Below are 22329 nucleotides of genomic sequence, written 5' to 3' on the forward strand. Positions count from 1 at the left end.
GCCAGGTGGATCATCCTTCTCATGGAGCCACGCCTTGGCCACTTCCTCATTGCCCGCCCCGGCGGCAAACGCCGATACCGAGCGCCCCGCGCGCGAAAGCGATCCGAACTTCGTGACGGCGCTGGCGCGCGGCCTGGAACTGCTCCGTTGCTTCCGCACCGGCGAGGCGATGCTCGGCAATCAGGATTTCGTGCGCCGCACCGGTTTTCCGAAGGCGACGGTCAGCCGGCTGGCCGGCACGCTGGTGCAGCTGGGCTACCTGCGCTATGACGACAGCCTGGGTAAATACGCGCTCGATGCCGGCGTGCTGGCGCTCGGTTTCTCGTATTTATCTGCCTCGGACGTGGTGGCGCTGGCGCGTCCCCACATGCTGGCGTTCGCGCAGGCGTATGGCGTGTCGGTGTCGCTCGGCAAGCGCGAGCGGATGGAGGTGATCTATCTCGAATCGATACGAAATGACGCCGGCGTGATGCTCGGCCTCGGCGTGGGGTCGCGGCTCTCGCTGATGTCAAGTTCGATGGGGCGCGCCTATCTGGCCGCGCTGCCGGCCGCGCGACGCGAGCGCGTGCTGGGCGAATTCGCACTGGCCTATCCGGAGCAGTGGAAGCAGCAGGAGGCGCCGATGCGCGCCGCGCTGGCCGAGGCTGAGCGGCTGGGTTATTCGGCCTCGTTCCGGGACTGGCATCCCGCTATCCACGCCTGCGCCGTGGCGTTCCGGCCGGTGGGGGAGAAGGACCTGCACATGATTAGCTGCAGCGCGTCGTATGGCACGGTGGCCGAGCAGGTGTTCCACGAGACCCTGGCCCCGGCGCTGCAGGCGCTGGGCGCGCGGCTGTCCGACCCCGGCGCGCGCTGATTGGACGCAAGTTCAAAGGTCCGTGCGCAGCTTCCACAGTTCCGGGAACAGCACCACGTCGAGCATCTTGCGCAGGTAGCCGACGCCCTCGGTGCCGCCGGTGCCGCGCTTGAAGCCGATCACGCGCTCCACCGTGGTCACATGGCGGAAACGCCATTGCCGGAAAGCATCCTCAAGGTCGACGAACTTCTCGCCCAGCTCGTAGAGCTCCCAGTATTTGGACGGATTGCGATACACCTCGAGCCAGGCCGTCTCCACGGACGCGTTGTAGACCGTCGGTTGGGTCCAGTCGCGCTCCACCACCTCGGCGTCGATCTGGAACCCGCGCCGCGCCATCAGGCGGATCGCCTCGTCATACATCGACGGCGTGTGCAGCGCGGCATCCACCAGCGCCAGATGCTCGGGCCGGTGCGCGTGCGGGCGCAGCAGCGCCGCGTTCTTGTTGCCGAGGATGAACTCGATCTCGCGATACTGGTACGACTGGAACCCCGATGACGCGCCCAGGTAGGGCCGCATCGCCGAATACTCGGGCGGCGTCATTGTCGCCAGCACGTTCCACGCCTGCACCAGTTGGTCCATGATGCGCGACACGCGTGCCAGCATCTTGAACGCCGGGCGCAATTCGTCGTTGCGCACGCCATCACGCGCGGCGCGCAGCTCGTGCAGCATCAGCTTCATCCACAGTTCCGTGGTCTGGTGCTGGACGATGAACAGCATTTCGTTGTGGTCCGGCGAGCGCGGATGCTGGGCGCTCAGGATCTGGTCCAGACCCAGGTAGTCGCCGTAGCTCATGTCCTGCGCGAAGTCCATCTGCGCGCCGTGCCACTTGTCGTCCGCCGCATCGCCGGTGTTGGCCGATGCGCCGTGTCCCATCGGACATCCCTTGAATTCGCTCATGGTCCGCTCCGCTCCGCTCAGGTCACTGCCGTCCGCACGGCGAAGCGCGCGTCGCGATAGGCGCCGCTGTCGAGCACGTCTCGCAGAATCTCCACGGCGTCCCAGACTTCCGTGAAGCTCGTGTAGAGCGGCGTGAAGCCGAAACGGGCGATGCCGGGCTCGCGATAGTCGCCAATCACGCCACGTTCGATCAGCGCCGCGACCAGCGCGTAGCCGTCCGGATGGGCGAAGCTGACCTGGCTGCCGCGCCGGGCGTGCTCGCGCGGCGTGACCAGGGTCAGCGGGTGCGTGGCGCAACGCGCCTCCACCAGCGCGATAAACGCATCGGTCAGTTTCAGGGACTTCGCGCGCAGCGCGGTCATGCTGGTCTGGGCGAAGATGTCCAGCCCGCATTCGACCATCGCCAGCGAGGTCACCGGCTGCGTGCCGCACAGGAAGCGGCCGATGCCCTCGGTGGGGCGGTACTGCGGCGACATCGCGAACGGCGCCTGATGGCCCCACCAGCCGGACAGCGGCTGCCAGAACGCGTCGCGCAGCGCCGGCGCCACCCAGACGAAGGCCGGCGAGCCGGGGCCACCGTTCAGGTACTTGTAGGTGCAGCCAATGGCGTAGTCGGCGCCGGCCGCGGTCAGGTTCACCGGCACCGCCCCGGCCGAGTGGGCGAGATCCCACACCGTCAGCGCGCCGCGCGCGTGGGCCAGTTCGGTCAGTCCGGCCATGTCGAGCATCTCGCCGGTCTTGTAGTTGACGTGCGTCAGCATCAGCACAGCGGTGTCGGGGCCCACGGCGGCTTCGATCTCGTCCGGGCTGTCCACCAGGCGCACCGAGTAGCCTTGCTGGAGCAGGTCGGCCAAGCCCTGGGCGATGTAGAGGTCGGTCGGGAAGTTGCTGGCCTCGGAGACGATCACGCGGCGTGCCGGGTCGCGTTGCTGCTGCACGCGCAGCGCGGCGGCCAGCACCTTGAACAGGTTGATCGAGGTCGTGTCGGTGACCACCACCTCGTCGTGCCCGGCGCCGATCAGCGGGGCCAGCCGGTTGCCGAGCCGGCGCGGCAGATCGAACCAGCCCGCCGAATTCCAGCTACGGATCAGGCCCTCGCCCCATTCGGCGGACACCACTTCGGCGGCGCGCGCGGCGGCGGCACGCGGACGGGCGCCGAGCGAATTGCCATCGAGATAGATCACGCCGGCAGGCAGCGCGAACTGCTCGCGCAGGCCGCGCAGGGGGTCGTCACGGTCGAGCGCGACGCAGTATTCACGGGTCAAATTCATGGGCTGGAAATCAGACGATTCTGAAAAAGGTCAGGCGAGGGCGCGCAGGATGGCGCGTACCGGGCTGGCATCGAGCGTGGCAAGGCGCAGCGGCAGGGCGATCAGTTCGTAATCACCCGCCGGCACGTCGTCGAGCACGATGCCTTCGAGAATGGCAAGCCGGTGGTCGCGCACGGCGTGGTGCGCGTCCATCGTCTTCGAGTCCTGGGGGTCCAGCGAGGGGGTGTCGATGCCGACCAGCTTCACGCCGTGGCGGGCCAGCAGCGCGATCGTCTCGGCGGCCACCGCGCAGAAGCCCGCATCCCACGTGCCCTGCGGCGCCGTGGCGTAGGTGCGCAGCAGCACGCGCGGCGGCGTGCCGGCCAGCGCGCCTTCCACGTGGCGCGGCAACACGTGCGGGCCGGCGCCGATGCAGTCGATCACGCGGCACGGGCCGAGGTAGGCGTCGAGCGGCACCGCCCCAATCGGCGCGCCACCGGCCACGTAGTGGAGCGGGGCATCCGCATGGGCGCCCGTATGGGGCGACATCGTCATCCGGCCGACATTGACCGGGCACTGGCCATCCATGACCCAGGCGGTGTCGTGCTGGAACGGAGTGTCGCCGGGCCACACCGGCGTGGCCGGTGAGACGGGTGGGGTGATGTCCCAAATACGGCGGGCATCGTGAAAATCGGGGGCGTGGGGCATGGGGGCGGCAGGGATCGTGAAGATCGTTGCGTCGATGACCGCATCATAGTCAAAAGCGCCCAGAAGAGGCTTGCGAAATGCCCCGTCCTGATGGGCATGTTTCGCATAGAATTGTGTGGATCGACCAAATATTCGCAGATTCTGCGACAAACACGGATATGACCCTCGACCCCATCGATTTGCGCATCCTCACCTGCCTGCAGGAGAACGGCCGCATCAGCAATCAGGATCTGGCCGACAAAGTGGCGTTATCGCCCTCCGCGTGCCTGCGGCGCGTGCGCTTGCTGGAGGAGCAGGGAGTGATTGGCGGCTATCGCGCGTGGTTCGATGCCGAGCGGCTGGGGCTGGAGATCGAGGCCATCGTGCAGGTGTCGATGCGCCACGACCTCGAAGGCTGGCACGACACCTTCAACGCCGCCGTGCAGGCGTGGCCGGAAGTGCTGACTGCCTATGTGATTACCGGCGACAGCAACTACATCCTGCGCGTGCAGGCGCGCAACCTGAAGCACTACTCGGATTTCATCGTCAACCGGCTCTACCGCACGCCGGGGGTGATGGATATCCGCTCGAACATCGTGCTCCAGCGGATCAAAACGGATGGCTCGCCGCTGGCGGCGCTGCATGCCGACCAGGGCGGGAAAGCGTAGAAACGGGAAGGGGACCGGCTTAGCGGTCCAGTGGCGAGACCGTGGAGAACTGGCCGCCCTGGAACACCAGCGGCTGGCCGCCGCAGTCCTGCAGGCCGCAGCGCTCCACTTCGCCGACGAAGATCACGTGGTCGCCTTCGTCGTAGCGGCTGCGGTTATGGCATTCGAACCAGGCCAGCGCGTTGGCGAGGATCGGCAGGCCGGTTTCGGAGAGACGATAGTCCACGCCGGCGAAGCGGTCGCCCTTGAGCGAGGCGAAGCGCTGGCATAGATCCATTTGCGACGCGCAGAGCACATTGATAATGTAGTGCGTGCCATCGCGGAACATCGGCAGGCTGTTGGCGCGGTTGGCCATGCTCCAGAGCACCAGCGGCGGGTCCAGCGAGACCGAGTTGAACGAGCTGGCTGTGATGCCGACGAACGGCGCGCCGTTGGCGTACGGATGCCCCGCCGCGCGCGTGGTGATGACGGTCACGCCGGTGGCGAACTGCGACAGCGTCCGCTTGAAATGCTGCGAATCGAAGTCGGGCGAGGCGGCCTTGCGGCCCGTGATGGGGTCGTCGTCCTCGGCAGGCATGCCCATGTCTCGGGCTCCACACAAATCCATGATTTTCATTGCATCGTCAGCCGGTACGCCTTGTACGGATGTCACCTTGCGCCGCGCGCAGGGGCGCGTCGGTGGGATTTCGTACAAAACGGTCCGGAATCGCGGCGGCCGAAACCCGGCGCCGATCGTCCCCCGATTGTAGCGGAGTCCGGACATTTGGCCCGACGGTAGGGTCTTTCGCGCCGGCTGGCCCGATACGCGTTCAGAGCCGGTCCGCGATGGCCTCGGCCAGCCGCGCGATGCTCAGCGGCGCGCAGCCTTCGGCGTTGTTGCTGACGATCACGTAGGCCGGCTGGCCCGTGCGCAGCGTGCGCGCCACCACATCGGCAATGGCGTCGCGCGTCTCCGGGTCAGGTTCGACGATCTTGTCGAACGGGCCGTAGGCCTTTTCGGCCATCGCATAGGAGCGGCCTTCGCGCAGCATCCAGCGCAGCACCAGCGGGCCGGGCGCGCCCTCGTCCATCAACGCCTGCGCGGCGGACTGGCGGGCCACGGGCGGCAGGCGGTCGCGCGCGGCGAGGCAGAAGCGCACGCCACGGTCCCGCAGCAGGCGGATGTAGCGCGGCGTGAGCAGGGCCGCGTCGCGGATCTCCACCGCGTAGCAGGCGTGCGGGGTCAGGGTGGGGTCCAGCGGCGGCAGCGCGGCCAGGAAGGCGTCCAGCCGGGCGAGGAAGGCGGGGCCGTCATCGCCCACGCCCGCCAGCGGCGACAGTTGGAACAGCAGCGGCCCGCAATGCTGGCCGAGCCCGCCTGTGGCCGGCACGATGCAGTCCCGGATCGCGATCTCGGGGTTCAGGAAGCCCGCGTTCGGCAGCCGCCCGGCGCCATCGGGCCCGCGCAGCCAAGCATCGCAAACGCTGGCCGGCGCCTTGACGAGGAAGCGGAAGCCCTCGGGCACCTGTGCCGCATACTGCATATAGTCGGTCAGCGGGATCGGCCCGTAGAAGCCCCGGTCGATCCCCGCCGCGCGCAGCAGCGGATGCTGGCCGCAGGCGCGCAGCCCCTTGCGCGAGAGCAGGCTCTCGGTGTACTGGCCATCGTAGACCAGCCCGTGCCAGCCCGGATATGACCACGACGAGGTGCCGAAATGGAGGTTGGGCGGCAGCCGCTGGCCGAGCGCGACCAGCGCGGCGTCGGGCGTCCACGGCGCGACGACCTTGCCGGCGGGCTTCTTCTTGGGAAGTTCGCCAGCCGCAGGATCGGCGGCTGGCGAGGGTTCGGAGGAGGCGGGGAGCGGCGATGCGGGTGCATCGCCGAACAGGTCAAGCGTATCGTTCAATCGATTCAGACGGCATTGCCGATCGTGGCGTCATAGATATAGCGTCGCGACCAAGGCAGGGTGTCGGCCGGGCGGCGCGCCTTGTGGCACACCACCTGGTAGATCGACATCTGGTCGGTCGTGAACGCGTGGGCGGTACCGGCCAGGTAGATGCGCCAGATGCGGTATTTCTTCTCGCCGACCATCTTCCGGATCGTCTCGCCGTTGGCCTCGAAGTTGTTGGCCCAGTGGAACAGCGTCTGGGCGTAGTGCCGGCGCAGCAATTCTAGGTCGAAGCCCTCGAGCCCGCCCTGCTGCAGGGTCTGGAGCACCATGCCGATGTGCGGCAGCTCCCCCTGCGGGAACACGTAGCGATCCATGAAGCCCGAGCCGTCCATCGGCACCTCGCCGCTGTGCGGGTCGGTGGAGGTGATGCCGTGGTTCATGGCCACGCCGTCGTCCGCCAGCAAGTCGCGAATGCGGCCGAAATAGGCCGGCAGGTTGGCCTTGCCCACGTGCTCGAACATGCCGACGCTGGTAATGCGGTCGAACTGGCCGGCGGTGTCGCGGTAGTCCTGGAGGCGGATCTCGATGCGGTCAGACAGCCCCGCGGCGCGTACACGCTCGGTGGCGAGGTCGAACTGGTTCTGCGAGAGCGTGATGCCCACGCAGCGCGCGCCGAACTTCTGCGCGGCGCGCAGCACCAGCGCGCCCCAGCCGCAGCCGATATCAAGCAGGGTCTGGTCCGGCTGGAGCCGGATCTTGGTCAGGATGTGGTCGATCTTCTTCAGCTGCGCGGTGGCGAGGTCTTCATTGCCGTGTTCGAAGTACGCGCACGAATAGACCATGTTCGGATCGAGCCAGAGGCGGTAGAAGTCGTTCGAGACGTCGTAGTGATACTGGATCGACGCCTGGTCTTCCTGCTTGGTATGGGTGAAGTGCTCGGCCACACGGGCGAGGGCGCCGCCGGCACTGCGCGCGGCTGCGGCGGAGAAGCCGAAGGCGACGTTGATGATGTCGGCCAGGCGGCCTTCGAGGTCGATCTTCTCCTGGACATACGCCTCGCCGAGGTTGTCCAGGCTGGGTACCAGCAGCAGCGGCAGGGCGGTGGCCTCGCGTACCGTCAGGGTGACGTCGGGCTTCTCGAAATGGCCGAGCGGGTACTCTTTGCCATTCCAGAGCCGGAGCTTCACCGGCAGGTTGGCGTGCTCGCGCACGTCGGCGATCCAGCTGTCGAGCTGCTTGTCCAGGGCTTGTTTGAAAAACATGCGGCTTCCTCCCGAATTGGTTGCGGCACACCTCTCGTACGACCCTAAAACTTTACGCCAAAAGTTTGGATTGTGCAGTGCGCGTCCCCGGACGCCGCTGTCTGCCGCGTACTTGTCTGAACAGGCAGACAAGTACGCGGCGCGGGATTCAGGGCGACAGCCGCACGATATTCCAGCTGCCGTCGTCTTGCTTGCGATAGCCGATGCGGTCGTGCAGGCGCGACGGGCGGCCCTGCCAGAACTCGATCCAGGTGGGCGCCACGCGATAGCCGCCCCAGTGCGCGGGGCGCGGCGGGTTCTCGCCGAACTTGCTGCGGAAGTCGGCCTCGCGGGCCTCGAGCACGTCGCGGCCGGGCACCTCGCGGCTTTGCTCGGACGCCCACGCGCCCAGCCGGGAGCCAAGCGGGCGCGAGGCGTAATACGCGTCGCTCTCGGCCTCATCCACCTTTTCCACGATGCCTTCCACGCGCACCTGCCGCTCGAGCTGTACCCAGTGGAACAGCAGCGCCGCGCGCGGATTGGCCTGCAGGTCGAGCCCCTTGCGGCTCTCGTAGTTGGTGAAGAACGTGAAGCCGTTGGCGTCCATGCCCTTCAACAGCACGATGCGCGCGGACGGCTGGCCGTCGGCGTGAACCGTGGCGAGCGTCATGGCATTCGGCTCGGGCAGCTTGGCCTGGAGCGCCTCGTCGAACCAGGTCTGGAACTGGCGGATCGGGTCGGCGGCCACGTCGGATTCGGAAAGCGCGCTCAGCATGTAGTTGCGGCGCAGGTCGGCTAGTTGGGTCATGTCGCGATCACGAAGGAAGATGCACTTCGAGTATAGCGAATGCGCCGCGCAGCGCATTTGCGGTGTCGCAAATCGCCGCGCTTGTTTTAAGCTTTATTCGATCTCCGCCACTCGCGGCTTGCGGGACTGGTTGCGGGAGTAATAGCCCGCCATGCCCATCGCGCCTGCCATCGAGAGGAAGATCGGCAACATGCCGAGCGCCGTGCCGACCACACCGAAGGTCAGCGGCCACACCACCTGGCTGGTGTTGAGCACGGCCGAGCGCAGCCCAAGGGCCTCCCCGGCGCGGCCCGAGGGCGAGGCGGTATGGAGGATGTTCATCACATTGGGCTGTGCGCTGCCGAGCGCGAGGCCCAGCACGAAGGCCAGCCCGCACATCAGCCAGAATTCGGCGACGAAGGGGTAGACGAGGTAGGCCATGGCGCCCACCATTAGCGCGGTCCGAATGATCTTCCATTCAGACAAATGGCGCGATACCAGCGGCATGGCAATGCGGATGGCCAGCGTGGCGAGGGCGAACGCGCCGAGCACCCAGCCGATGGACGACGGCGACAGGCCGATGCGCGAGCCCTGGATCGGGATCAGGAACGCGTGCAGGTCCCACGCGGCCGAGAGCACCGCGCTGGCGATAAACACCGCGCGCAGTTCGGGATGCTGGAGCAGGTCCAGCGTGGAGCGGCGGCTGCCGTCCTCCACCGCGATCCGCCCGGCGTTGCCGCCCGTGGCCGGCAGGCGCGGCCGCACGTACTGGAGCCCGGCCTGGCCGAGCAGCGCCACCACCACCAGCACGCAGAACGCGGGCCGGAAGCCAGCGTGTTCGATGACATAACCCATCACCACCGGGCCGAGCGTGCCGGACACGGACAGCCCGAGCGCGTGATAGGTGTAGTTGCGCAGCCGCGTGTCCGGCGTGGAGACCTGCCCGATCAACAACTGCATGGCCACCTGGACCAGCATGAAGCCGACGCCGATCAGCGCGCACGCGACGTAGAGCGCGCCGATTTCCGGCCAGATCGCCGGCAGCAGCGTGCCGCCCACCACCATCAGCGAGCCCGCCGTCATCGGCAGGCGTGGGCCGATCTCGTCGATACGGCGCCCGGCGCGGATCGCCAGGAACATCGGCAGCAGCGCATAGAGCGCCATCAGCATGCCGAGCGTGACCGTGGAGGCTTTGAGCGAGATTGCAAACAGGGAAACGACGACGCGACTGGCGTTGAACGCCACGTGATTGCACACCGTCAGGGCGATCAGCCAGCTGATCGGCGGAACGGCGGCGTGAGGCAACGTCATGGGACGGGGCAGGTAGGGGGGAACTGCGTGGATCGCGCCGCCGGCAAGGTCTCCGTCCGGGTCGAAAAGTGCGCGAGAAAAAATAAGTGCGGCCGTGGCCGCACCTCACAAGGGCACCGTCACCGGACTGGAACCGGCAGCGACGACCGATGCATGCCATTCTGTTCAATGCTTTGCTTGTAAATGGCCGTTTAATTATGCGACCGTCCCGGGTCCGGACACAATGGTCATGTGGGGGGAAGTGCAAATCCGCAACACCCGGGGCCGATAGATACGGATCGGATGTTGCGGATTTCGTCGAATGACGAGGTGAGGAGGGCCTTATCCGCCCTGATAAAGCTGCGCGTCGTTGGACGGCTGCATCGGCTTCTGCTGGACCGATGGCGTGGGCTTGCGCGGCTCGGTCGGCGCCGGGCCCGGCTGGCCCTGCGCGGCGGCCGACTTCGACGGCGACTCGGGAATCGCCGGGCCGGCGGCCTGCTTGCCGGCGCCGCCGGTGGCCGGGTCCTGATAGCTCTTGCCCGGCGGTGGGGCGGTCGGGCGCTTCTTCAGCTCGGCCAGCAGGCGGGCGCACTGGCTTTCGTCGCCGCCGGGTGAGAGGTCCAGCAGGGGCACCACCAGCGCCACCGGCGCGGTCAGCGCCAGCGCCAGCGCGCCGCCCGCCCGCAGGGCCAGCACGGCGATGTTCGGGCTCACCGTTGGGTTCTTGAACGTGCCGCCCACATACAGCGGCGACCGCAGCGAGATGATCCGCAAGCCCTTGGAATCGGGATGGATGGTCAACGCCAGCCGCTCCTCGCCGAAGTCGATCGCGCCATCGGTGGTGATCACGGCGTCCTGGGTGTCGAGCACGAAGGTGCGGGCCCGGGCGATGCCGTCCTTGACCGCGAAGTCGCTCACGCCGCAGTTGATCTGCACGGGTTTGTCGCCGAACAGCTTGGAAACCACCACGCTGCCCACGTTCAGGCCGATGGCCTCCAGGATGAACTTGCTGACCGTGCCGTTTTCCACCAGCAGCTTGGCCTCGCCGTTCGACGAACCCATCAGCGCGGCGACCGAGTTGCCGGTGCCGGACAGCTTGGCGCTGCCATTCACCTCACCAACGCTGGCGCGCATCGAGTCCGCCTTCGGGAACAGTTGCTTGAGCTTCAGGTGGCGCGCGGTCATGTCGACCATGGCGCCCATCGGCTCGCGCTTGCCGTCCAGCCGGATCGTGGAGACGAGGTTGCCGCCGGCCACGCCGAAGTTGAGCGGGTCGAGCAGCAGCACGCCATCGGTCAGCCTCAGGTGGGTCTTCAGGTCGGTGATCGGCAGGTCTTCGTCGCGGACGATGCGCTTGCCGGTGAACGTCACGTCGGCGTCGATCTCATCCCAGCGCTCGGTGCGGAACGGCGCCACCGGCAGCGCCTTGTTGGCTGGCTGCTTGACCGGGCTCTCGGAGGCAGCCTGGCCGGGCTTGGCATCGGCGCCGATCAGCGGCGCGAGGTCGGCGAACAGCAGTTGCTTGGACACCAGCTCGCCAGACAGCAGCGGGCGCGGCGAGCGCTGGGCGAAGGTGAGCGTACCGCCCAGGTCGCTGCCGCCGACCTTGCCGGTGAAGTCCCGATACGTATAGGACGACGCCCCTTTCTTGAGCGTGGCCACAAGCCGGCCGCGCGTTTCATACGGTGGGGTGGAGGGCAGCACGATGCCGGTCAGCGCGTAGAGCTTGGCCATGTTGTCGCCGGACAGCATCAGGTTGACGTCGAGCGCGCCCAGGTGGGCCGGGTTGGTCAGCGTGCCTTCGATGACCGCGCGGGTGGCGCCCACGCGCACATCGGCCTGCACGGGATAGGGCGTGTTGACGTCGCGCAGGCTCAGCACCGTGCCGGCCTTGCCGCTGGCGTTGATGGTGGCCTGGTTGTAATGCCCGACTGCCTTCCAGCGGATGCCGTAGCGGCTGTCGGGCGCGGTGTCCTTGGTGTCTTTGGTGTCCTTCGCGTCCTTGCTGTCCTTGGCGATGGGGGCCGAGGCATCGACGGCCGACGCATCGGTCGGCGGCACCAGCGCGCCATCGCGGGCCTTGTCGTAGAGCGCCTGGTCGCCCACGGTGTCCAGCGTGGCCTGCATGTCGATCTTCTCCGCGGCATCGGCCAGTGCCAGATTGCCGCGCTGCAGCACGACCTCGCCAATATCGAGTTCCCAGCTCGACTTGCCGGTCTTGGGCCCGGTGTCGAAGGTCCAGTTGTTGCGCTTGTCGGCCAGCCGCTCGAGCCAGACGGCCGGGCTGTCCACGACGATGGTCGGCACGGCGATCTGGTGCGCCAGCAGCGGCAGCGGGCGCAGTATGAAGATGACCTCCCGCACGGTGGCCATATTGGGCGCTTTGGCCCAGTCGGGGTTGCCCACGGTAATGTCCCGGGCCGACAGACGCGGCCACGGCACCAGCGTGCGCCAGCCGGCCTCGCCCTGCGCGCGCTTCCAGGTGACGACGAGGTCGCCATTGATCGCAAACGGGCGGCCGATAGCCAGCGACACCTTGTCGTTGAGCCAGGGCTTGAGACGATTCCAATCGAAAGTCAGGATGACGATGACCAGGATCGCAATCAGGGCGAGCGGGGTGAACACGCTCCAGAGAATGATTTTTTGTCGGCGCGAGGCGGGCATGAGGTCGGACTCCTGTTGGCGCGCAGGGCCGGGCCGGCGTGGATAAGCCTGGCCTGCCATGCGGCGGATCAACCACTGCACATCCAATTTTAGGGGAGCGCGCCGCGCCGGCTTGTCGGCCTTGCGCTGACATTGCGGTCGCCGGACCGCCGATTTTTGGCGCCAGCCGGGCCGGCCGGGGTGACATAAAATAGCGAAATTCGCGATTTTTCCGCTTTGCGCGCTCCTCCCCCTGTCATGACCATTGCCGAGCTTTCCGGGCTGCCCGAGCCCCTGACCCACGAGACCCCCGAGGACGACGACTACCACCGGCGTTTCGGCGGCGTGGCGCGGCTATACGGGCCGGATGGCATGGCCCGGCTGGAGGCGGCCAGCGTCTGCGTGATCGGCATCGGCGGCGTGGGCAGCTGGGCGGCCGAGGCGCTGGCGCGCAACGCCGTGGGCCGCATCACGCTGATCGACCTCGACCACATCGCCCCGTCGAACACCAACCGCCAGATCCATGCGCTGGGCGATGCCTATGGCCGCGCCAAGGTGGAGGCGATGGGCGAGCGTATCGTGGCGATCAACCCGCGCTGCCGCGTCTCGCAGATCGACGATTTCGTGACTGAGGAGAACGTGGCCGAACTGCTGAGCGGCTTCGACTACGTGATCGACGCCATCGACGCCGTGAAGATCAAGACCGCCATCCTCGGCTGGACGCGGGGGTCGGGGCGTGGCGCGCGCATCCTCACGTGCGGCGGGGCAGGCGGGCAGCTCGATCCCACGCGGGTGCGGCTCGAGGATCTTTCCCGGACCGTGCAGGACCCGCTGCTGGCTAAGGTGCGCGGCAACCTGCGCCGCCAGCACGGCTTCCCGCGCAACCCGAAGCGGAAGTTCGGCATCCTGGCCGTGTATTCGGACGAACCGGTGCGCTATCCGGAGCCCGAACAGCAGGCTTGCGAGATCGACGAGGCCCCGCCCGCGCCGCGCGAGGCCCCGCAAGGGCTGGCCTGCGCCGGGTATGGCTCGTCGGTGGCGGTGACGGCGGTGTTCGGCTTCGTGGCGGCGTCGGCCGTGATCGGCGCGATTGTGGCCGGCAACGATGCCCGGCCGGCGACCGACGCAGCGGACGAGGATTGAGGACTGAGGATTGAGCGCTGAGCGCTAGCTCGCCAGGGTGCGCAGCAAGCCGTCCAGTGCGGCGGCGTCCGGGGCCAGGTTGTCGAAGAAGATCAGTTCGGGATACTCGGCGGGGTCCGGCATGAAGCGGCGTGTCCGATACGCCTCCCAGTGGGTGAGCTTGTAGGCATCGTTGGGATTACCGCGCCGGACGATGCGCGCGTGCGCCTCGTCCTCGGGCAGGTGCACCCAGACCACCTCCGTGCGCGTGCCGGCCGGCATGTGCAGCCAATCCGGATCGGTCAACTGGTGGGCGCGCACCTCGCGCGAGAGCGGCCCCACCACCAGCACGCTGATGCCGAGCATCAGGTTCTCGCGCGCGGTGTCGAGCAGGCCCTGGTATTCGGGGTCGCGCAGGTTATCCAGATAGGCTGGGCTGTCGCGGTCGTTCGGGTCGCCGGTGATGGCGCCCATCGCCGCCGCGCTGTAGCGCCCATAGAGCGTGTCCTTGTCGAGGATGCAGAACGGCTCGCCGGTGGCCTGCATCAGCGGGCCGATCAGCTTGTGGGACAGCGAGGTCTTGCCGGTGCCGGCGTGGCCGCAGAAGAAAATCAGTCTTGGCATGGCGGGAAGGGGCGCGTCGGCCACAGCGGGGGTGCGAACGGCAAGGATACCCCGCATCGGTCCGATAACGACTCGTAGATTTGCGGAAAATCAGATCGACGCGGCGGGAAATCGGTATCCTTGCCGCGTTACCGACTTGCTCCTTGCCCGCCACATGTCCGCCGCCGCACTCGACACGCAAGATCCCTATCAAGGACTGTCGTCCGAGGGCCTGCCCGAAGCGCTACGCCTCGGGGAGCCCGTGACCGACGCCACCCACGCCGAATTCCTCCAATTGCTCGATGCGGCCGCCCGCGCCGACGACGCCGGCTTCCTGGAAGCCTATGACGCGTGGATCGACCATACGCGCCATCATTTCGCGCAGGAAGAACAGTGGATGGAGGCGATGGGCTTCGGCCCGCGCCATTGCCATGCGGGCGAGCACCAGCAGGTGCTGGCCGTTGCGCAGGCCGTGCGCGACAAGGTGGCGGAGGAGGGGGTGGTGAGCCTGGGACGCCGGCTCGTGGGTGAGCTGTCCGGCTGGTTCGACCAGCACGTGAAGTCGATGGACGCCATGATGGTCGAACACATGCAGGCCAACGGCTTCACGCTGATCGAAGGCCCCCAGGACTGAAGCCGGGGGGCTCCTAGCTCAGTTCAGCGCCGCGCTAAGCTGGCGGCGCCAGCGCGAGACCACGTCGGGCCGGCCGGCAAGCAGGTCGAACACCGACAGCATGGTCTTGCGTCCGATGTCTTCCTCGAAGCCGCGGTCGCGGCGCACGATTTCCAGCAGTTGTTCCAAGGCGGGCTCGTACTCGCGGCGCGCGATCAGCGCGTTCGCCAGGTCGAGCTTCGCGCCGAGATCGGCCGGATTGGCCTGCACGCGGGCGATCAGCGCGGAGGCGTCGGGCAGGTCGTCCACGTGCCGCAGCGCCTCCAACTGAGTCTGCACGGCGGCGTAGCCTTCCTCCTGCGGGGCGCGCGGCGATAGCCGGGAGAACTCGGCCTCGGCGGCGTCGACCTCGTTGTGATCGAGCAGGAAGCTGGTATAGGCCAGCCGTGCATCGTCGGCGCCCGGATCGAAGGCCAGCGCGGCCTGGAAGGCGGCGCGCGCCCCCTCGGCATCGCCAGCGGCCACCAGTTCGCGGGCCTCGTGCAGCGCCTGCTCGCCCGGGTTCGGGGTCAGGCGGTCCAGGAATTCACGCAGGCCCGACTCCGGCAGCACGCCGACGAACTGGTCTACGGCCTGCCCATCGGCAATCGCCACCACATGGGGAATGCTGCGCACGCCGAAGTGCGCGGCCAGCTCCTGGTTCTCGTCCACATTGACCTTGGCGAGCTTCCACTTGCCGCCGGATTCGGCTTCCAACTTCTCCAGCATCGGTCCGAGCGTGCGGCATGGGCCACACCAGGGCGCCCAGAAATCGACCAGCACGGGCACCTGCCGCGACAGTTCGATCACATCGGCCTCGAAATTCTGCAGGGTGACGTCGCTCATGTTCTGCCTTTCGGAATGGTGGAGGCCGGATAGCGGCCGGACCTCCCTATTGTGAGGGCGAAGCCGCGGAAAGCAACCTTTGGCCTACCCCGATCGGGAAAACCTCCGCTTGAAAATAGAACGGTCGTTCAGTTATATTGCCCCTCTGTTGACGAAACCAAAAAGCCGGTCGCAAAGACCCAGGAGACAAGATGACCACCACGCCCGCGCGCCCGCATTTCCAGTTCTGGCCGAAGCGTCTGCCCACGCAGATCGTGCTGCCCGAGACCTCGCTCTGGTACAACCTCGAAGTCTCCGCGCACCGCTACGCCGAGAAGCCGGCGATCCGCTACTTCGGCAATGCCATCACGTTCCGCACGCTGGAGGCGCAGGCCACGGCGCTGGCGGGCTGGCTCCAGCAGAAGGCCGGCGTGAAGAAGGGCGACCGCGTGCTGCTGTATATGCAGAACTGCCCGCAGTTCATCGTCAGCTACTACGCGATCCTGCGTGCCGACGCGGTGGTGGTGCCCGTCAACCCGATGAACCGTGCCGAGGAGTTCAAGCACTACGTGAGCGATGGCCAGGCGCGCGTGGCGATCTGCACGGCAGATCTCGCCGCCGGCGTGGCCCAGGCCAACGCCGAACTGCCGGCCGACCAGCAGCTCCAGCACGTGCTGGCCACGCAGTACGCGGACGCGCTGCCGGCCTCCTACGAACATCCCGAAGACGCGCCGCCCGCGTGGATCACCGCCGAGCATCCGCTGCCGGCAGGTGCCACGCCGTGGGCCGAGGCGCTAGCCGCCGGCCTGCAGCCGGGCCCGCACACCGCCGGCCCGGACGACATGGCCGTGATGCCCTACACCTCGGGCACCACGGGCTTCCCCAAGGGCTGCATCCACACCCATCGCTCGGTCATGCATAACGTGATCGGCGGCGGCACGTGGTCGGGCAGTGGCGCGGAATCGGTGATCCTGTCGGTCCTGCCGCTGTTCCACGTGACCGGCATGCAGTACGGCATGAACGGGCCGATCTACAGCGGCGCCACCGTGGTCATGCTGCCGCGCTGGGACCGCGAAGTGGCCGGCCGCCTGATCTCGCGCTACCAGGTCACGCACTGGACCAACATCCCGACCATGGTGATCGACTTCCTGGGCAGCCCGAACCTGGCCGCCTTCGACATGACCAGCCTGCGCTACATCGGCGGCGGCGGCGCGGCCATGCCGCAGGCGGTGGCCGAGCGGCTCAAGGAACAGTTCGGCCTCAGCTACCTGGAGGGCTATGGCCTCTCCGAGACCATGGCGCCGACGCACAGCAACCCGGCCGAACGCGCCAAGCTCCAGTGCCTGGGCGTGCCGACCTTCAACACCGAGGCACGCGTGATCGACCCCGTCACGCTGCAGGAACTGCCGCCGAACGAAGTGGGCGAGATCATCGTGCGCGGCCCGCAGGTCTTCAAGGGTTACTGGGGCAAGCCCGATGCCACGCGCGACGCCTTCATCGAGTTCGAAGGCCGGACCTGGTTCCGCACCGGCGACCTGGGCCGCATGGACGATGACGGCTACTTCTTCATCACCGACCGCCTCAAGCGCATGATCAACGCGTCCGGCTTCAAGGTCTGGCCGGCCGAGGTGGAAAACCTGCTCTACAAGCATCCGGCCGTGCAGGAGGCGTGCATCATCGGGACGCGCGACGCCTATCGCGGCGAGACCGTGAAGGCCGTGGTGGTGCTGCGCACCGCCGCCAAGGGAAATACCACGCCGGAAGACATCATCGAATGGGCGAAGGAGAACATGGCCGCGTACAAGTATCCGCGCGTGGTCGAGTTCGTCGATGCATTGCCGAAGTCCGGCACCGGCAAGGTGATGTGGCGCCAGCTGCAGGAGAGCGAGAACGCGCGCACCGGCGCGTAATTCGCCTGCCGATCAGTGCCCGCGGGCGCGCATCAGCATCCTGACCATGGTCTTGTAGCCGCGCTCGCGTGCATGGCGGGTGGGCGTGACGCCTTCACGGTCGGCGAGGTTGGCGTCCGCGCCCGCATCGAGCAGCAGTTGCACCACTTCCTCGTAGCGCGCGCTGCCGTCGCCGAGCACCACGGCCTCGAGCAGCGCAGTCCAGCCGAGTTGGTTCACGTGGTCCACGCTGAGCCCGGCCTTCAGTAGCAATTTCACGATTTCGACATTGCCGTGCTGGCTCGCGGCGATCAGCGCCGTGCCGTCGTAGCGGTCGGTGCTGCGCGGGTCGGCGCCGTGTGACAGCGCCAGCCGCAAAATGTCGATCTGTCCCGTGGCAGCCGCCACCAGGAACGGGCTGTTCGACTCCCCATCCTTGCGATTCACATCGGCGCCGGCCATGATCAGCGTGCGCGCCACCTCGTTGCGCCGCATGTAGACGGCGGCCAGCAGCGCGCTGCGGCCGCGTTCGTCCACGGCCTGCATCGACGCCCCGGCAGCGAGTAGCCGATTGACGAGTTCCGAGTCGCCAATGCTGGCGGCGGTGATCAGGTTGCGGTCCAGCGCGGCCATGCCGTCGCTGCGCGGTGGCAGGGCGGGGGAATCGACCGGACGCGGCGAGCGCGGCCCCTGCGCGAGCATGGAGCCGTTGCCGATGCCAGTCAGGGTGCGTGCCAGCGTCTGGCCGCCCTGGCCGGCGAGCAGGCCGCCGCCCATCAACAATCCCAACAACCCGAGCATTTCGGCGATGGCCTGGCGGCGGGGGCGGGTCTGGGAGCGCGTCATGGGGAGGGCGTCGAGGGCGCTGGGTGGCTCAGACGGTTTCGTGCGGCGCGTCGGCGGCGGCGATGCCGTCCGTGCCGTCGGCCTGCATGACGGGCGGCCGGTGGCGGTGCGGGTCGTCCCCGGCCGGGTGCGCGGCATCGGCGACGTCGCTGTCCTGCAGCAGGCGCCAGAGGCGGCCCAGGTAAGGATCGTCCACGCCGTTGGTGGCCAGGCCCAGCAGCGTCTGCTGGAGATATTCGCGCGCCGGGCCGTACAGGCCGCAGGCGTGGCGCAGGCAGTCCACCACGCGGTTATCGGGCAGGCGGCCCGCGTAGGCGGGATGTTCGCGGTTCATCACAAAGGCCAGCGCGCGGGCCTCCGGGGCGTCCGGGTCATTGTCGAGTTTCACGCGCAGCCAGCGCGGATGATAGGCGCCGGTCAGCATCTCGCGGCGCCAGAGCACGCGGAATTCCTGCTCGATCACATGGGCCGGGATGCGGAACACCATGCCGGTGCAGCAGCCGCCCCGGTCCAGGCCGAGCACGAGTCCGGGGTTGTCCCAGGTGCCGCGATTGATCCGGGAATAGAGGTAGAAGCCGCGATGGTAGCCATGCACGGTGGCCAGGCGCCGGTCCGTGTGGACCACCATCGGATTCCAGATCAGCGAGCCGTAGCCGAACAGCCAGACATCGCCGTGCATGGCATCGCCGTCAGGCCGGGCGGCCAGCGTGTCATGGAGCGATTGCTCGATATCGGCCTCAGGCAGCAGCGAGGACGCGACCGGGGTGCTGCACAGCGATGCGCGCAGCCTGTCCGCTTCGAGGTCCTGTCTGGTGATGGCCATGGATGCAAGGATAATCCAAAGCGTATTGATCCGTCGCAAGGAAGCCACAGGCGGAGAGTGGGGTGTGTGTCACAGGCAACGGTTTGCCATGCGCCCGCCGGGCCGGCAAGTCTCTACAATGAGGGCCTGACTTCTTGGAGAACCGGTCATGGCGCGTACGCTTACCGTGGTGTTCGGCAGTGGCAAGGAATTCGATTTCACGCTTGGCGATGCCGAGCTGGCAGCCGTGACCGAGGAGGCCGCGTGGCGCTGGTTCGACCGCGAATATGCCGAACTGGACTGCCAGGCATCGAGCCCGGTGGGCAAGGTGCTCGTCATCGACAAGATCTTGAACGTGGCCAAGTTCTCGGGCGAGAACCGTTTCAGTGGCAATGCCGAGTGGGCGCAGGATTTCGCAAGGCACGCCGGCCGGCTGCTGGACCGCGACAAGGTCCGCGTGGACGTGGGGAATGCGGCGATCGGGTTCTGAACCCTCGAGTTTCAGATTCCACGATGTAAAAACGGACGCCGAGGCGTCCGTTTTTATTGGGTCAGGTCAGGCCGAGGCTCAGACCGACAGCAGTTCCACTTCGAACAGCAGCGTGGCGTTCGGCGGAATCACGCCACCGGCGCCACGGGCACCGTAGCCCAGGTCGGCCGGGATCACCAGACGGCGCGTGCCACCCACCTTCATGCCCTGCACGCCTTCGTCCCAGCCACGGATCACGTGGCCGGCGCCCAGCGGGAACACGAAGGGGTCGTTGCGGTCCTTGCTCGAATCGAACTTGCGGCCAGCCTGGTCGTTCTCGTACAGCCAGCCGGTGTAGTGCACGGTCACGTGCTGGCCTGCGCGGGCTTCGTCGCCAGCGCCGACAACGGTGTCTTCGAATTGCAGGCCGGAGGGAGTGGTTTGCATCGCAATCTTCCTGTTTTTGGTTGATGAAGCGTTATCTGGGGCTCGGGCGGCGACCCGCTCAGCCGGCGGCGCGCTGGAGCACGTCGAGCGTCAGCTGCACGTTGTGGTCGTCGTCGCTGACCCAGATCTCGGCGTCCTGGATGGTCACGGACAGGCGCATGGCGCGCTGCGCCATGCCGGCCAGTGCCTCCACGGCTTCCGACGGCACATTGTAAATGGTCACGTTGCGCAGCTTGCTGGCCTTGCCAGCCATGCCCTTCCACCATTCGCGCGCGCTGGCGCTCTGATAGGTATAGACGGTGACGCGGTCCGCGCGGGACGAGGCGCGCCGCAGCCGGGATTCGTCGGGCTGGCCGAGTTCCACCCAGTGGGCGATCTCGCCGGTCAGCGTCTTGTCCCAGAGGTCGGGTTCGTCGGGCTCGTCGAGGCCGCGCGTGAAGGTGAGGGACTCGGACGCCTCGCAGGCGAAGGCCAGCAGGCGCACCATCATCCGCGCGTCGTTCTCGGACGGATGCTGGGCGATGGTCAGCGTATGGCTGCCGTAGTAGGGCCGATCCATGTCCGATACGGACAGTTCGGCCTTGAAGATGGTGGACTTGAGCGCCATGGAATCACGGGAAATGCGGGCTCGCGCCGGCCACGGGATGCCATCCGGCACGGCGCGCGAAGGCCGCATCATACGTGATCCGCGTGGGCAGGCGATGGAAAACCATCGCCCGAAGGTGCGTTGGCGCGCGGAGCCCGGGCGGGCCTTCGCTCAGGACTTGCGCTTGTGGCTGACCCAGAAGCGCAGCACCGCCGACACCAGCACGAGCGCCAGGAACGCGGCGGCCGCCACCAGCGCGAGCCCGGCCTTGCTGTTGATCTGGCCTTCGAGCGCCACGCTGACCAGCAGCGTGCCGACCATGACGGCTAGCAGCGGCAGCAGCAGGGCGCCACGGCCATAGGTCTGGTAGGCCCAGAGCGGGAATTTGCGGACGGTTTGGGCAGGGACGCTGCAGGCCAGGCAGGCGCCGGCTGCGGCCAGGGACGCCGCAACGACGTCTCCGACGTGAATAGTGATCATCTCGACTCGCGAATCGCCGGATACGCTGGGGGCGGAACGCGGCAGGATGGGAACGGGCAAGGCGCTGATTTTACTGAAATTTTTCCCGGCAAAGGTGACGCGGGGTCGTCATCGGGCTCGATATCGGCGATCGATTTCCCCTATTCAGGATGGCGGCGCGCTGCCGTCCGCCCCGGGCTACTGCGCGGGCGTCGCTTCGACGGAAATGTGGAGCGTCACGGTATCGCCGACGTCGGGCAGGAACCGTGTCATGCCGAAGGCACTTCTGGGCAGGCTGGCGTGGAAATCTCCGCCGCAGACGTCCCGGCCCACGCCGAACAGCACCACGCGCCCGCAGCTGAAGCGGTCCGCCTCCAGCCGCAGCGGCCGGGTCACGCCCAGCAGCGACACCTGACCCTCCACGGCCACGAGCTTGCCGCCTTCCACGACGAACCGGTTGCCCTGGAAGCGCGCGACCGGAAAATTCTGGGCATCGAAGAATTGTGGCGAACGCAGCACGACATCGAGGCTGCGATTGCCGGTGTCGACCGACTCGGTATCCACCGTGAAGTCGATTGACCCCGCCCCGGTGGCCGGGTCATAGACGATGCGGCCATCCAGCTTGTTGAAGCGGCCGCGCACCGTGGTGCGGTCGAAATGGCTCGCGCCGAAGTAGACCGCGGTGTGGGTGGGATCGACGTTGTAGTTCACGGGCGCCGCCCAGGCCGGGAGGCTGGCACCTGCCAGGGCGCCAACGAGGGCAGCGATCAGCAGGGGCCGCATGTCAGTGGACGAACACCGGCAGCAGGAACAGCCCGATCACCGTCAGCAAGCCGATGGTCCAGCACAGCGTGCGCAGCGTGGCCCGGTCGGTCAGGTAGCAGACCGTATAGAGAATGCGGGCGACGACGAACACCACCGCCAGTTCGTCGATCCGAGCCTGCGGCGCGCTCATGTGCGTGGCAATCAACACGCCGGCCGCGAAGAACGGGAAGGCCTCGAAGTGGTTACGGTGGGCGAGGTCGGCGCGCCGCGCCCGCCCACTCTGCTTCTCCAGCCAGCCTCGCGGGTCGTGGTTATCGAAGCCGCCACGCCCGCCTGCCTTGGCGATGGCCACCGTCAGTACGGGCAGCAATCCCGCCACCAGCACACACCAGAACGCAATCGGCATATCGGTCCTTTGTGTCCCTTCGGTTCTCGGGTTCTATATCAGGCGGCCACCACCTTGATGCGCACGCCGGCCATGGTCACCACCTGCCCGGCGCGGATCTTGGCGGTCTTGCGCGACTCGGCCGCGCCATCCACCGAGACCTCGCCGGCCGCCACCAGCGCCTTGCCGGCGCCGCCGCTGTCACAGACGCCGGCCAGCTTCAGCAGGTCGTTCAGGGCGATGAACTCGCCCTCGAGCGGAAATTTGATCGTTTGTGTCGTCATCG

General features: G+C 67.4%; 25 protein-coding genes. 6 read left to right on the forward strand and 19 right to left on the reverse strand.

Going from position 1 to position 22329, the window contains the following annotated elements; translation table 11 throughout:
• The first annotated feature begins 34 nt into the window (after positions 1-34).
• Positions 35-856: an IclR family transcriptional regulator gene (locus tag AB4Z27_RS05200; protein ID WP_092290486.1), complete on the forward strand. Its 822-nt coding sequence runs from the start codon at positions 35-37 to the stop codon at positions 854-856.
• A 12-nt stretch (positions 857-868) separates the two neighbouring features.
• On the opposite strand, the gene kynA is transcribed toward AB4Z27_RS05200, so the two are convergent.
• Genes kynA through kynB form a run of 3 tightly spaced genes read right to left on the reverse strand, consistent with a single transcriptional unit; the run spans position 869 to position 3711 of the window.
• Complete coding sequence (gene kynA / locus AB4Z27_RS05205; protein WP_441644010.1) at positions 869-1753, reverse strand: tryptophan 2,3-dioxygenase; 885 nt, start codon at positions 1751-1753, stop codon at positions 869-871.
• Positions 1754-1770: 17 nt separating this feature from the next.
• Positions 1771-3024 (reverse strand): kynureninase, encoded by a 1254-nt coding sequence (gene kynU / locus AB4Z27_RS05210; protein WP_441644011.1) that lies wholly within the window; start codon positions 3022-3024, stop codon positions 1771-1773.
• 30 nt (positions 3025-3054) lie between these two features.
• Positions 3055-3711 (reverse strand): arylformamidase, encoded by a 657-nt coding sequence (kynB, locus tag AB4Z27_RS05215; RefSeq protein WP_441644012.1) that lies wholly within the window; start codon positions 3709-3711, stop codon positions 3055-3057.
• A gap of 158 nt (positions 3712-3869) precedes the next feature.
• Here kynB and AB4Z27_RS05220 point away from each other — a divergent pair, with 158 nt between their 5' ends.
• The gene (locus AB4Z27_RS05220; protein ID WP_092290478.1) at positions 3870-4358 is read left to right on the forward strand and encodes an Lrp/AsnC family transcriptional regulator; all 489 of its coding nucleotides are present in this window, start codon (positions 3870-3872) and stop codon (positions 4356-4358) included.
• Between the two features lie 19 nt (positions 4359-4377).
• On the opposite strand, the gene AB4Z27_RS05225 is transcribed toward AB4Z27_RS05220, so the two are convergent.
• From AB4Z27_RS05225 to AB4Z27_RS05250, 6 genes are all read right to left on the reverse strand, one after another.
• A complete protein-coding gene (locus AB4Z27_RS05225) occupies positions 4378-4941 on the reverse strand; it encodes a flavin reductase family protein (RefSeq protein WP_092290476.1) in 564 nt (187 codons plus the stop codon).
• Between the two features lie 226 nt (positions 4942-5167).
• Positions 5168-6244 carry a DUF72 domain-containing protein gene (locus AB4Z27_RS05230; RefSeq protein ID WP_092290474.1) on the reverse strand — a complete coding sequence of 359 codons (1077 nt, stop codon included), beginning with the start codon at positions 6242-6244 and terminating at the stop codon, positions 5168-5170.
• Positions 6245-6249: 5 nt separating this feature from the next.
• Complete coding sequence (locus AB4Z27_RS05235) at positions 6250-7491, reverse strand: class I SAM-dependent methyltransferase (RefSeq protein WP_441644013.1); 1242 nt, start codon at positions 7489-7491, stop codon at positions 6250-6252.
• A gap of 148 nt (positions 7492-7639) precedes the next feature.
• Positions 7640-8278, reverse strand: a complete 639-nt coding sequence (pdxH, locus tag AB4Z27_RS05240) for a pyridoxamine 5'-phosphate oxidase (protein ID WP_092290875.1) — start codon at positions 8276-8278, stop codon at positions 7640-7642.
• Positions 8279-8371: 93 nt separating this feature from the next.
• Entirely contained in the window at positions 8372-9568 is a 1197-nt protein-coding gene (locus tag AB4Z27_RS05245; RefSeq protein WP_092290470.1) for an MFS transporter, read from the reverse strand.
• Between the two features lie 321 nt (positions 9569-9889).
• Positions 9890-12214, reverse strand: coding sequence for an AsmA family protein (locus AB4Z27_RS05250; RefSeq protein WP_092290467.1), 2325 nt, complete (start codon positions 12212-12214; stop codon positions 9890-9892).
• A 237-nt stretch (positions 12215-12451) separates the two neighbouring features.
• On the opposite strand from AB4Z27_RS05250, the gene AB4Z27_RS05255 reads away from it, so the two are divergent.
• Positions 12452-13336: a tRNA threonylcarbamoyladenosine dehydratase gene (locus AB4Z27_RS05255; RefSeq protein ID WP_092290465.1), complete on the forward strand. Its 885-nt coding sequence runs from the start codon at positions 12452-12454 to the stop codon at positions 13334-13336.
• Between the two features lie 24 nt (positions 13337-13360).
• Here the strand turns inward: AB4Z27_RS05255 and AB4Z27_RS05260 are convergent, their stop codons facing one another.
• Entirely contained in the window at positions 13361-13939 is a 579-nt protein-coding gene (locus AB4Z27_RS05260; protein WP_092290463.1) for an AAA family ATPase, read from the reverse strand.
• Positions 13940-14093: 154 nt separating this feature from the next.
• Between AB4Z27_RS05260 and AB4Z27_RS05265 the strand changes: the two genes are divergently transcribed.
• Positions 14094-14552 carry a bacteriohemerythrin gene (locus AB4Z27_RS05265; protein WP_092290461.1) on the forward strand — a complete coding sequence of 153 codons (459 nt, stop codon included), beginning with the start codon at positions 14094-14096 and terminating at the stop codon, positions 14550-14552.
• A gap of 18 nt (positions 14553-14570) precedes the next feature.
• Here the strand turns inward: AB4Z27_RS05265 and trxA are convergent, their stop codons facing one another.
• The gene (trxA, locus tag AB4Z27_RS05270; RefSeq protein WP_092290459.1) at positions 14571-15416 is read right to left on the reverse strand and encodes a thioredoxin; all 846 of its coding nucleotides are present in this window, start codon (positions 15414-15416) and stop codon (positions 14571-14573) included.
• Positions 15417-15607: 191 nt separating this feature from the next.
• On the opposite strand from trxA, the gene AB4Z27_RS05275 reads away from it, so the two are divergent.
• Positions 15608-17305, forward strand: a complete 1698-nt coding sequence (locus AB4Z27_RS05275; RefSeq protein WP_441644014.1) for a long-chain fatty acid--CoA ligase — start codon at positions 15608-15610, stop codon at positions 17303-17305.
• Positions 17306-17317: 12 nt separating this feature from the next.
• Here AB4Z27_RS05275 and AB4Z27_RS05280 read toward each other — a convergent pair whose 3' ends face one another.
• Both AB4Z27_RS05280 and AB4Z27_RS05285 read right to left on the reverse strand, forming a co-directional pair.
• Entirely contained in the window at positions 17318-18130 is an 813-nt protein-coding gene (locus AB4Z27_RS05280; protein WP_092290455.1) for an ankyrin repeat domain-containing protein, read from the reverse strand.
• Between the two features lie 28 nt (positions 18131-18158).
• Positions 18159-18953, reverse strand: coding sequence for a gamma-glutamylcyclotransferase (locus AB4Z27_RS05285; RefSeq protein ID WP_092290452.1), 795 nt, complete (start codon positions 18951-18953; stop codon positions 18159-18161).
• A 148-nt stretch (positions 18954-19101) separates the two neighbouring features.
• Here AB4Z27_RS05285 and AB4Z27_RS05290 point away from each other — a divergent pair, with 148 nt between their 5' ends.
• The gene (locus AB4Z27_RS05290) at positions 19102-19422 is read left to right on the forward strand and encodes a hypothetical protein (RefSeq protein ID WP_092290450.1); all 321 of its coding nucleotides are present in this window, start codon (positions 19102-19104) and stop codon (positions 19420-19422) included.
• A gap of 78 nt (positions 19423-19500) precedes the next feature.
• On the opposite strand, the gene AB4Z27_RS05295 is transcribed toward AB4Z27_RS05290, so the two are convergent.
• From AB4Z27_RS05295 to AB4Z27_RS05320, 6 genes are all read right to left on the reverse strand, one after another.
• Entirely contained in the window at positions 19501-19848 is a 348-nt protein-coding gene (locus AB4Z27_RS05295; protein ID WP_092290448.1) for an FKBP-type peptidyl-prolyl cis-trans isomerase, read from the reverse strand.
• A gap of 58 nt (positions 19849-19906) precedes the next feature.
• Positions 19907-20455, reverse strand: coding sequence for a YaeQ family protein (locus AB4Z27_RS05300; protein WP_092290873.1), 549 nt, complete (start codon positions 20453-20455; stop codon positions 19907-19909).
• 150 nt (positions 20456-20605) lie between these two features.
• Positions 20606-20914, reverse strand: a complete 309-nt coding sequence (locus AB4Z27_RS05305) for a hypothetical protein (protein WP_092290446.1) — start codon at positions 20912-20914, stop codon at positions 20606-20608.
• Between the two features lie 177 nt (positions 20915-21091).
• Positions 21092-21676, reverse strand: a complete 585-nt coding sequence (locus tag AB4Z27_RS05310) for a YceI family protein (protein ID WP_441644015.1) — start codon at positions 21674-21676, stop codon at positions 21092-21094.
• 1 nt (position 21677) lies between these two features.
• Positions 21678-22064 carry an MAPEG family protein gene (locus tag AB4Z27_RS05315; RefSeq protein WP_092290442.1) on the reverse strand — a complete coding sequence of 129 codons (387 nt, stop codon included), beginning with the start codon at positions 22062-22064 and terminating at the stop codon, positions 21678-21680.
• Positions 22065-22102: 38 nt separating this feature from the next.
• On the reverse strand, positions 22103-22327 hold the full coding sequence (locus tag AB4Z27_RS05320) for an RNA-binding S4 domain-containing protein (RefSeq protein WP_092290440.1): 225 nt from the start codon (positions 22325-22327) through the stop codon (positions 22103-22105).
• Positions 22328-22329: the final 2 nt, after the last annotated feature.

The organism is Cupriavidus sp. KB_39 (assembly GCF_052114485.1).
Taxonomy (GTDB): domain Bacteria; phylum Pseudomonadota; class Gammaproteobacteria; order Burkholderiales; family Burkholderiaceae; genus Cupriavidus.